The following is a 10,986-nucleotide window of genomic DNA, read 5'->3' as shown; positions in this document are numbered from 1 at the left end:
TTTAATTACCCTGTATTAACTCTAATAATTCACCTGTTTTTTTCTCCATCAATTCACGATCAGAATTTGCTTCCACATTTAGTCGTAAAAGAGGCTCTGTATTAGAGGTGCGGATATTAAATCGCCAATCAGGGAAAGACATGCTCAGTCCATCCGTGTAGTCAATATCGATTGCTTCTTTTGCATAGCGATTCTCGATATCGGAAATTAATGTTATAGCATTACAGACCTTACGGTTAATCTCGCCTGAAACAGGATATAGAGCGATACGATCTTCGACCAATGAACGAAGAGATCTCCCAGAGGTCAATACGAGTTCAGCTACCAGTAACCATGGAATCATGCCGCTATCACAATATGCGAAATCACGGAAATAGTGGTGTGCGCTCATTTCTCCGCCGTATACTGCATTCTCTTTGCGCATACGTTCTTTGATAAATGCATGACCCGTTTTTGACATCACCGAGATTCCACCTGCAGTGTCAACGATATCAATAGTATTCCATTTCAGCCGCGGATCATGGATAATTTTTGCCCCAGGCTCTTTTTTGAGGAAAGCTTCTGCTAACAATCCAACAATATAATAGCCTTCGATAAAATTAGCTTGCTCATCAAATAAAAAGCAGCGATCGAAATCTCCATCAAAAGCAATACCCATATCCGCTTGAGTGGAAAGTACTGCATTCGCAGTATCCTTACGGGCTTCCGGTAAGAGTGGATTAGGAATGCCGTGTGGGAAGGAACCATCAGGGTCGTTATGGACTTTAATAAATTCTACCGGAATACCAGCCTTTTTGAAACGCAGCTCAATCTCATCAATCACATGCCCAGCAGCACCATTCCCTGAATTGATTACTAACTTCATAGGTTTGATACGGAAATGATCGAGATTGATATAGCCCATAAGATGGTCAACATATTCTTTGAGAATATTAATTTTATTATAGCTTCCCTTCTTCTGACATGGAGAAAAATCATTTATTTCAACAAGATGTTGAATCTCTTTTAATCCCGTATCTCCGCTGATAGGTTGAGCACCCTGGCGAACAAGTTTCATTCCATTGTAGTCTATTGGGTTATGGCTTGCAGTCACCTCAATTCCGCCATCAACATTCAAATGAAAAGTGGAGAAATAGATCTCCTCTGTCCCAGAAAGTCCAATATCAATAACATCACAGCCGCCGTCCATGAGTCCATCAGCCAAAGCTAGTTTCAGTGATTCGCTTGTCAGTCGGACATCACCGCCTACAACAACCTGCTTCGGTTTAAGACATTGCGCATATGCACGACCAATACGCCATGCGATTTCCTCATTGAGCTCTTCACCCAATTTACCGCGAATATCGTAAGCTTTAAAGCAATTCAATTTATTATTATTTTTCATCATGAAATCCTTTTAACGTCATCATCACCTAAATAAGAACCAAACTGTATTTCCAGAATTTCAAGATTTATTTTCCCTGGATTTGAAAGTTGGTGTTTTTTTCCAACAGGAATGGTAGTTGATTCATTTTCAGTGAGATAAATTTGTTGTTCTTCAATTCTAATTTGCGCCGTTCCCGTGAGAACCACCCAATGTTCAATACGATGATGATGTAGCTGGAAAGAGAGTTCGCCATCAGGAATAATAGTCACTCGATTAACTTTGTAACGCGCGTCACGAACAAGAGTTTCAACGTGCCCCCACGGCATATAACGTATCGTATGTTCGCGGAATTCGTTTCGAGAATTCTTTTTAAGGTGCTCGACTACAATTTTAACATCCTGAACATTATCTTTGTGAGATACTAATAATGCATCCTGAGTATTCACAATTATCAGGTTATCTAAGCCTAATGCTGCCGTTAATTTACTTTCACTGCGGATATAACAATCACGTGTTTGATGGGCAAACACATCCCCAATTAGCGCATTGCCTTGTGCATCATGTGGAGATGTTTCCCACAACGCAGACCAGGAACCAACGTCATTCCAGCCCGCATCCAGTGCCGAAACAATTCCCAGATCCGTATGTTCCATCACAGCGTAGTCGATTGAATCGGATGGGCAAGATGAGAAAATTTCTTTATCAAGCTTAATAAAGTCGAGATCGTTCAGCGGTTGTTGCATGGCTTTTTTGCATGCATCAAGTATTAAAGGGCAAAATTTAGCCACTTCATTGAGATATGATGACGCCCTAAACATGAACATACCGCTGTTCCACAGATATTCATTGCTCTCCAGGTAGGAGATGGCGGTACCTTGATTAGGCTTTTCAACAAATCGTTTGATTTTCCAGGCTGCGGAGTGGCCAACGTGCTGCTCTTCACCGCGCTGAATATAGCCGTAACCTGTTTCAGGCTGCGTAGGGACAATACCGAACGTGACGAGTTTACCCATCTTTGCGAAAGGAATGGCATTAGCTATCGTCGTGTGGAATGTAGTTGTATCAGCAATCAAATGATCGGCTGCAAGTATGAGCAAGACAGGGTCTTCGCCTGTTTTCTGCGCATGTAGCGCAGCCAGCGTGATTGCTGGTGCAGTATTTCGCCCAACAGGTTCAAGAATGATATTTCCGGCTAGTTTATGCATTTGCCGTAACTGCTCAGCCACCAGAAAACGATGATCTTCGTTGCAAATTACAATTGGATTAGCCACTTCCAATCCATCCAGGCGCGCGATGGTATTTTGAAGCATCGATCCATTCTGATGAAAAGAAAGAAATTGCTTAGGCTGCAATTCTCGCGACATCGGCCATAATCGGCTTCCTGTTCCTCCTGCGATAACCACTGGAAGTAACATCCTGCTTCTCCTGCTTTGCTCAATACTGATGTGTGTAAAATAAGCATGCTACCGCCCCTGGCCTACGCTACCAGAAGCGACATTCGATAATGAAATTCTCGCCTTGCACTCGTTTATACGCTGCTTTCGAGAAGAAATAGATTTTTACTGCACTTATGTAAGGAATGTGATGAATATTTGCAAGCTTTATATATGACAAAAGACCACGCTGAAATTTCAGGGTAGTCTCCTGTTTTATTAAAGCATCAAGACTGTCTGTTAGTCATGTGCATTTAGTAGATTTATTATGCGCTCACGTAACTTCTGACCTTCCTTCAGGTTACGCAGGCCATACTCCACAAACGCCTGCATATACCCCATTTTCTTACCGCAGTCATAGCTGTCGCCCGTCATCAGCATGGCATCAACTGACTGCTTCTTCGCCAGCTCAGCAATCGCATCGGTCAGCTGGATACGGTCCCAGGCACCCGGCTCGGTTTTTTCCAGCTCGGACCAGATATCTGCATTCAGCACATAGCGGCCTACTGCCATCAGGTCGGAATCCAGCGTCTGCGGCTGATCCGGCTTCTCAATGAACTCGACGATGCGGCTCACCTGCCCTTCCGTCTCCAGCGCTTCTTTTGTCTGGATAACAGAGTACTCGGACAGATCGCCTTTCATGCGTTTCGCCAGAACCTGGCTGCGACCCGTTTCATTGAAGCGCGCGACCATCGCCGCCAGATTGTAACGCAGCGGATCGGCAGAGGCATTGTCAATGATGATATCGGGCAGCACAACGATAAATGGATTATCACCCACCACCGGGCGTGCGCACAGAATTGAGTGGCCCAGACCCAGCGGCTGTGCCTGACGCACGTTCATGATGGTTACGCCAGGAGGACAGATAGACTGCACTTCGGCCAGCAGCTGGCGTTTGACGCGCTGCTCAAGCAACGCCTCGAGTTCGTAGGAGGTGTCGAAGTGGTTTTCAACGGCATTCTTGGAGGAATGCGTGACCAGGACGATTTCTTTGATCCCTGCAGCCACAATCTCGTCGACGATGTACTGAATCATCGGCTTGTCGACAATCGGCAGCATCTCTTTTGGAATTGCCTTTGTGGCTGGCAGCATATGCATGCCCAGACCCGCTACCGGAATGACTGCTTTCAAATTAATCATTATACCTTCCACCTTAAAATGGTTGACGAATTATAGCTTTTAAACCTGTTTTCGCCAGTATGATTTGCCGTAAATCTCATAGAATGTTACGCCACCGCACCACAAATTACAGTAGTTGTAATCTGAATAGTAAACGCTTATCTACCAGGAATAGTCGTAAAAATGCCAAATGTGCTTATCTGTGAGGCAGCGCAAAATTCAGCCGTTCTGTATTCACCGTTTGTTGGTCGACCCGATCAATATCCACCGAGCTCTGCCCTTTTTCATTCACGGCCTTGATGTTTGCCAGCGAGAGCAAGGTCTCATTTTTGGCCATGAATTTCCCGCGCACATCTTTGCGCAGGTCAAAATTCATCTTCAGCGCCGGGCCTGTGGCCGCCTCCTGCATGACGTTGATATTGCGCAGGAAGAGATGCTGAGGCTTGTTGTGCAGTTCAAGTGTAGCACGCTTGAGGTCGAGGTTTGTGATGGCGACAAAGGAGGTCGCATTGCCCGATGAAATCTGTATTCCGCGCAGTTTATACGCAAGCTGGCGATTATCCAGGCGAATATCGTTAAGCCTGAAGTTCTGCGGGATCGACAAATAATCCCCCTTGATCACCCCGTACCCGATTAACATTCCGGCACTATTGACCATATCGATATTATCAATGATGAAATTATCACAGCCATAAATAGCTACCGTGGCATTATCAATCCCCGCCTTTTTACTGAAATCCGGTGTGATATTGGTGGCTTTTACATTACGGATAATGAAGTGTTTGCCGTTTTCGACGTGGACTAATTGCCGACAGTTGCTGCCCGTAATATTGGCGACAACGAAGTTCTTCACCGTTTGCTTTTCAGGGTAGTCATTGTCATAGGTGCTCCCGGCAAGGCCAATGCCGATACCCCAGTTCGTCTTGCCGTTGGTGCAGTTGATCGTGTCAATCACGTGGTCGGAAATCAGGATATTGCGGTCGTTAATCGCCACGTTCCACTCGATTGCATCACCCTGCAAATGGCTGAATTGACAATTGATGATCCGCGCGCCGTCGACCTGATTATGAAACCCCTGGCGCAGAATGGCGTAATTGGCCTGGCTCACGCTGAGGCCATCAATCAGCAGATTGCGCATCACGCGCGGTTTCTTTCCGCCAATATAAATCTGCGTGACCGGCCCGAAGCCGCTCATCGCCAGGCCCTTAATCACGCAGTCGGACCCGCGAACGTCCAGGGTGATGTTGTGGGTGCGCCCTTTTCCCTCACCGATAACTTTACAGCCTTCCTGGAGGACAAACCGCCCGCGTCCGTTACCTTTCAGCGCGCCGCGAACGAGCAGCGTTTTACCGTCCGGAATAAAAATGCCGGTATTGATGTTCTCGCAGGTGAGTCCGGCGGGCACCACAACGGTGTCGGCTTCGCTAAATGCCTGCTTAAAGGCCGCAATCCAGTCGTTATGATTGTAGCGATCGATACTGACCGTCGACCCGCCAGCTGCCCGCGCCGGTCGGGACGAGAGCAGCGGCGCAGCGGCCAGAAGCGATAAAGATGAAACAAAGCGGCGTCGGGTAATCTTTTTCAGCATACAACCTCGGCGTTACAACGTTTGCAGCAGGCTTGCTAACTGGCGATTGATCGCCTGCTGGTTAAATTCGGCTTCCACTTTTCCGCGCGCATTGCGCAATATCGACACCAGATCCTGCGGGTCAATATCGCAAAAGGCGGCGAGACGATCGGCCAGCGCTAAGGCATTGTTTTCAGGCACCAGCCAGCCGGAATGCTCCGACGTAATCAACTCGGGAATACCGCTGTGCAACGTAGACACGACGGGAATGCCCACCGCCATCGCCTCCATCAGCGCCACCGGGATCCCTTCCATGTCGCCGTCCGCTCCTGTCACCGAAGGCAGCAGGAACACGTCTGCCTCATCGAGCATGGCCTTCACCTCGTGGCTCGGCTTAAAGCCCGGCATCTCCACATAACCTTCCAGCTGATACTGTTCGATTAGGGTGCGTAAACGGCGCTCCCACGGCCCAATCCCCAGGATGCGGTAATGGAAGTCCACGCCGCGCGCTTTAAGCTGACGACAGGCTTCGATAGCCACATGTAGCCCCTTCTTCTCGGTCAGACGGGCCACGGAGATAATCTGCAAGGGTGTACCCGGCGCTTTTACCGGACGCTGGGTGAATCGCGCCATGTCCACACCCATCCGTGATACGGTGATTTTTTCGCTCGGGCAGCCCATGGTTTTGAGCCGTCCGGCCCACAGCTCGCTGATGGGCAGCATCATGTCGCCCCGGCGGAAAAGCTGCTGATATTCAGGCGTGTAGTGATTGAGCACCTCGCGACTCGAGATGTCGATTCCGTGGAAGATGGTGGCGATCTTTCCCTCAATCACGCCAAGCTCACGCAGCTTCGCGGCGGTCACGCCCGCCGGGCCGAAGTGGGCGATAAACACATCGGCACGATACGGCTGCGCCGTTTGCCCGCAAATAGCCGAGAGGATCAAATTGCGGGATTCGGCCCCGTAGCGTGACACGTTCAGCGCCCGCCACGTTGACGCGCGGTGGAGCCCCCGCAGCGTCTGGCCTGCACGGTAGCGCAGCTTATTCATTCGCCCGCTCGGTTCATCCTGCAGCCAGCGGGTTTTCGCCTCCAGCCCATACTGGGTATACGCCGCATGGGTGTTTTGCGTGTCGCCCTTTTGCAGGGCGACAATCTCCACGTCATATCCCATATCGATAAACGCGGTGATCTGGTTCAGCACAAAGGTTTCAGACGACAAAGGAAATTTCAGTAAGAAGAAACCAACCTTCATTTCCCCTCCCCGACGCGATCGAGAACCGATTTCACCATCCCAATCCCTTTCTCGCGCTCGGCTTTCACCGCCGCAGCCAGCCGTTCATTGATAGCAGGCAACTGTCCCAGCGTGTCGCCGACCATGGCCCCGAGGGAGCCGTCCAGCAGATGACGAATATCGACCGCCATTTCGGGCATGCCGAGCTGCTGCATAATGCCGGCAGATTTGTGCTCGTAGTTAATCGCGATAGCGGGCGTACCGAAGTTCATGGAGATAATCGCCGAGTGCAGACGGGTGCCCACGGTCAGGTCACAGGCGGAGAGGATCTTGCCCATCTCCAGGTCGTTCAGTTCATCCATCACCACATGGTAACGCGAAGGGTCATTGACCAGCCCACGCAGGTTCAGGGCCACCATGCGGTCGTCTTTGTTATAGCTGTCGATACCGGTACAGGTTGAGAGCGCCAGCACCTGATACCCGCTGTCGAGCACCCGGTTAACCACCTCGGCGAAGGCTTTCTCATACGCCGCCTGGGTGGTGCCAAGACGTTTATCAAACGGCGCCAGCTCGCGCAGGGTAATGGCAACGGTTTTCTGTTTCGCGGTCACATCCAGCCAGTGCTGCACGGCATAGCTTGCCTGGAAAGTGGCGTCCTGATGGTCCACCAGCCAGGCGGTATCCACGCCGTGTTCGACTTTTGTGGTATCAATTTCGCTGCGCTTCATCATATCGAGGCTCACCGATTCACGCAGGATCAGCGCGTCGCAGTGGCCAAACACGTAGTTCGCCAGCTGGTTGAACTGCGGATCCTGGAAGGGCCCCACGCTGTGGCCGATCATGAACAGCGGCTTTTTCGCCATAAAGGTGCAGAGCGCGTGTTCGAACTGCGGCACACCGTACAAGTCGACAAAGAACGATCCGCCCACCTGGATAATGGCGTCATAGCCCGACAGCAGACGGACAAAATCGGTAAAGCCCTGCGCGATGGCAATATTGCGCAGCTTGCCGGTATCGGTCACGCGGGAGAGCAACACCTGATGCTGATAGCGACGGCGCAGCACTTTCTTCACGCGGCCCATCACGCCCGCGGCGTTATTATGTTGTTTCATCTGGCTGTACAGCGGATCGCCCATCACCGGGCGGTTTAAAAGCCAGGAGGAGCTGACCGGGTAACGGCTCATCACGTCGACTTCCGTCTCAGGCTCAAGGGTGTTAATCGCATCCAGTAAACCGCGCAGAATGGCGCTGTCGCCACGGTTGCCGCAGGTATGGTTGCCAAGAATAAGTAATTTCATAATGGCCTCTTAAAATTAGCCTGCGCGAAGCAGCGTTTTCATTTTTTCGTTACGGCAAAACTGACGTTTCATCTCAACCACCAGCGCATTACGCGACAGCACAATCATCACCCCGAACGCCAGCGCGCCCGCCGCCACCTGCACGGCCAGCAGCGCGGCGAGCGGCAGCTGCCCGTTGAGCACCACGCCCAGCCCGTAGCTCACGACAAGGGTCGGCAATGAGAGGTAAAACGGCAGCCACAGGCTCAGGATGTACTGACGGTAACTGGAGCCGAGCACCGGCTTAATCATCACGAAGTAGCTCAGCACGGTATTGATGATTTGCACCAGCAGGAAGCCGAGCGTCACGCCGAGGGCGCCGGCCATGTGGCCGCCGACAACGATCGCCGGAATAAACAGAAAGGTTTTGAAGACGTTGAATTTGAAGCTGATATCAACGCGGGCTTTCGCCATCAGCAGCGAACCAATCGGGTTCCCCACCGAGCGCAACAGCCCGACCACGCAAAGCAGCTGCAGGATCGGCACAATGCTGACCCACTTCTCGCCAAACACCAGCGGGACGAAGTTGCTGGAGACCACCATCAGACCCAGCAGCACCGGGAAGTTGATAATGCCGACCACGGAGAGCAGCTTGTAGAAGTTGACGCGCAGCTTCTCCGTGTCGTCCTGGATTTTGGCGAACGCCGGGAACAGCACGCGGGTGATAATCGGGTTCAGCTTCATCGGCGGAACAACCGCGACGTTGTACGCCAGGTTGTATCCCCCTGCGACGCTCGCACCGAGAATACGCGCCAGCACCAGCGTGGAGAGATTGGTATTGACGTAGTTAATGATACTGTCGGCGGTCAGCCATGCACCAAAGCGCAGGTTAGAGGAGACCGACGCCAGCGAGAAGTGCAGCCCCGGGCGATAAATTTTGCGGCCAAAGTAGCCAAACAGCAGCGTACGCACGGCAGAATTGACCAGATAGCCCAGAATAGCGGTCATCGCCAGCGGCCAGAAATGGGCGCTGACCACGGTAAAGGTGAAGCCCGCCAGCACGGCGCTGGTTTCGATCATGCCGATTTTGTTGAACTCCAGCTCCTTTTGCATCAGCGCGCGAAACTGCTGCCCGTGGGGGATCAGCACAAACGCAAAGGAGAGCGTGCGCATCAGCGGTGCCAGGTCCGGGTTATGCAGCACGCGGGCGATGGTGTCGCTCAGCAGGAATACCAGCACAAACACGACGATCCCAAGCCCAACGTTCAGCCAGTAGAGCGTGGTCAGCTCCAGATGGCTAATCTCCTTGCGCTGGATAATCGAGTTGGCAATACCAAAGTCAGACAGCGTATCGGCGAGGGCGATAATCACCAGCGACACGGTCAGAAGACCGAACTGGTGATTATCGATAATACGCGCCAGCACCGTCATCTGCACCAGCCCAAGGCCAATGATGACGATGGTCGCCATTGCTGACCACTTGGCGCCACTGATGGTTTTTTCTCGTAAGCTCATCTTAGTACGCCGCTTTGTTCACGAAACCTTTGAAGATAGTCAGAAAGACAATCTTGATATCGAACCAGACGCTCCACTCGCGGATGTACTCCAGATCGAACTCAATGCGTTTTTCCATTTTTTCCAGCGTGTCGGTCTCGCCGCGCCAGCCGTTGATTTGCGCCCAGCCGGTAATGCCTGGCTTCACTTTGTGGCGCAGCATGTAGCCTTCGATCAGGGTACGGTACTGCTCGTTATGGGCGACGGCGTGCGGACGAGGCCCCACAATCGACATGCCGCCGGTAAAGACGTTGATAAACTGCGGCAGTTCGTCCAGCGAGGTCCGGCGCAGGAAGTTGCCAACGCGGGTCACGCGCGGATCGTTTTGCGTCGCCTGCGTTACCACGCTGTCGTTTTCCATCACCTTCATGGAGCGGAATTTCCACACCATAATCGGCTTACCGTCCATGCCGTAGCGGGTCTGGCGGAAGATAACCGGGCCGGGCGAGCTGATCTTTACGGCCAGCGCAATACAGCACAGCACCGGGGAAATCAGCAGCAAAATCAGCGACGAGAGCACGATATCTTCGAGGCGTTTCAGCACGCGGTTAATACCGGACAGCGGCGTGTCGTACAGCGGAACCACCGGAACGCCGTTCACTTCTTCAATACGGGAGTGGAGAATGTTAAAGGTAAAGACGTCCGGAATGAGGATTACCGAACAGGTGGTGTCCGCCAGGTCACGCACCAGCGTTTTGATGCAGGATTCATCTTTCATCTGCATGGCGATGTAGACGTTGTGGATCTTGCCGGCTTTTGCGTCCTCGACCAGCTGTTCGTAGTTTCCCGCCCAGTCAGACGACACACCGCCCGGCTTGGCATCGTGATAGATCCCGACCACGTCGAAGCCTAACCACGGCTCTTTGCGGAAGGAGTTAAGCAGCACCTGACCTACCGGCAAATCACCGGCAACGGCCACATAGCGGGTGTTATAGCCCCGGTTACGCAGCCAGCCTGCGCCAAAGCGGATCAAGGATCGGCACACCACCATGCCTACGCTGGTCAGCAGATACCAGGCCAGATAGGTTACCAGACGGTTATCGAAATCCTGGCTGAAAGCCACCAGCCCGGCGCTGAAGATCAGGCTCAGGGTCCAGTTTTGCAGAAGAAGCATCAGCTCGGTGGTTATTTTCACGCCGCGCCACGAACGATAAAAATCGGTCATTCCGCCGATCATCTGGAACACCACCAGCGCGATCAGGGCCATCAGCAGATGCATATATAAGAACGACTGCCCGCTGATCTGACACACCACCCACAATCCGCCGACCATGATGGTGATATCAGAAAATCGCTGCACCATAGAGATTAACGATGCATTCGTTCTCGCTCGGTCGCGCTTTTTTAGATTCGTCATCGTTGTTCCTTTAGTTCACAACCTTCCCCCTCACCCTAACCCTCTCCCTAAGGGAGAGGGAATTTGAACACCCTCTCCCT

8 protein-coding genes are annotated in these 10,986 nt (G+C 51.8%); all 8 read right to left on the bottom strand.

Annotation, left to right across the window (positions count from 1 at the left end):
* Window position 1: 1 nt before the first annotated feature.
* The 8 genes from cpsG to wcaJ all read right to left on the bottom strand — a co-directional run bounded on the left by cpsG (window position 2) and on the right by wcaJ (window position 10,906).
* The gene (gene cpsG, locus I6L58_RS21045; RefSeq protein WP_088208138.1) at window positions 2–1,384 is read right to left on the bottom strand and encodes a phosphomannomutase CpsG; all 1,383 of its coding nucleotides are present in this window, start codon (window positions 1,382–1,384) and stop codon (window positions 2–4) included.
* A complete protein-coding gene (locus I6L58_RS21040; protein WP_088208137.1) occupies window positions 1,384–2,781 on the bottom strand; it encodes a mannose-1-phosphate guanylyltransferase/mannose-6-phosphate isomerase in 1,398 nt (465 codons plus the stop codon). The genes cpsG and I6L58_RS21040 overlap by 1 nt, the downstream gene beginning before the upstream one ends.
* Window positions 2,782–3,039: 258 nt before the next feature.
* Complete coding sequence (gene galF, locus I6L58_RS21035) at window positions 3,040–3,939, bottom strand: UTP--glucose-1-phosphate uridylyltransferase GalF (RefSeq protein ID WP_088208136.1); 900 nt, start codon at window positions 3,937–3,939, stop codon at window positions 3,040–3,042.
* Window positions 3,940–4,114: 175 nt separating this feature from the next.
* Window positions 4,115–5,506 (bottom strand): colanic acid biosynthesis protein WcaM, encoded by a 1,392-nt coding sequence (wcaM, locus tag I6L58_RS21030; protein ID WP_088208135.1) that lies wholly within the window; start codon window positions 5,504–5,506, stop codon window positions 4,115–4,117.
* Window positions 5,507–5,518: 12 nt separating this feature from the next.
* Entirely contained in the window at window positions 5,519–6,739 is a 1,221-nt protein-coding gene (gene wcaL, locus I6L58_RS21025; RefSeq protein ID WP_006176298.1) for a colanic acid biosynthesis glycosyltransferase WcaL, read from the bottom strand.
* Window positions 6,736–8,016 carry a colanic acid biosynthesis pyruvyl transferase WcaK gene (gene wcaK / locus I6L58_RS21020; RefSeq protein WP_088208134.1) on the bottom strand — a complete coding sequence of 427 codons (1,281 nt, stop codon included), beginning with the start codon at window positions 8,014–8,016 and terminating at the stop codon, window positions 6,736–6,738. Before wcaK ends, wcaL begins: the two co-directional genes overlap by 4 nt.
* A gap of 15 nt (window positions 8,017–8,031) precedes the next feature.
* Window positions 8,032–9,510 carry a colanic acid undecaprenyl disphosphate flippase WzxC gene (gene wzxC, locus I6L58_RS21015; RefSeq protein WP_006176300.1) on the bottom strand — a complete coding sequence of 493 codons (1,479 nt, stop codon included), beginning with the start codon at window positions 9,508–9,510 and terminating at the stop codon, window positions 8,032–8,034.
* A gap of 1 nt (window position 9,511) precedes the next feature.
* Window positions 9,512–10,906: an undecaprenyl-phosphate glucose phosphotransferase gene (gene wcaJ, locus I6L58_RS21010; protein WP_006176301.1), complete on the bottom strand. Its 1,395-nt coding sequence runs from the start codon at window positions 10,904–10,906 to the stop codon at window positions 9,512–9,514.
* Window positions 10,907–10,986 lie beyond the last annotated feature (80 nt).

Origin of the sequence: Enterobacter cancerogenus, from assembly GCF_019047785.1 — a bacterium.
GTDB lineage: Bacteria > Pseudomonadota > Gammaproteobacteria > Enterobacterales > Enterobacteriaceae > Enterobacter > Enterobacter cancerogenus.
Note: the sequence above shows the minus strand (reverse complement) of the source record. Positions and strands in the feature narration are given on the sequence as shown.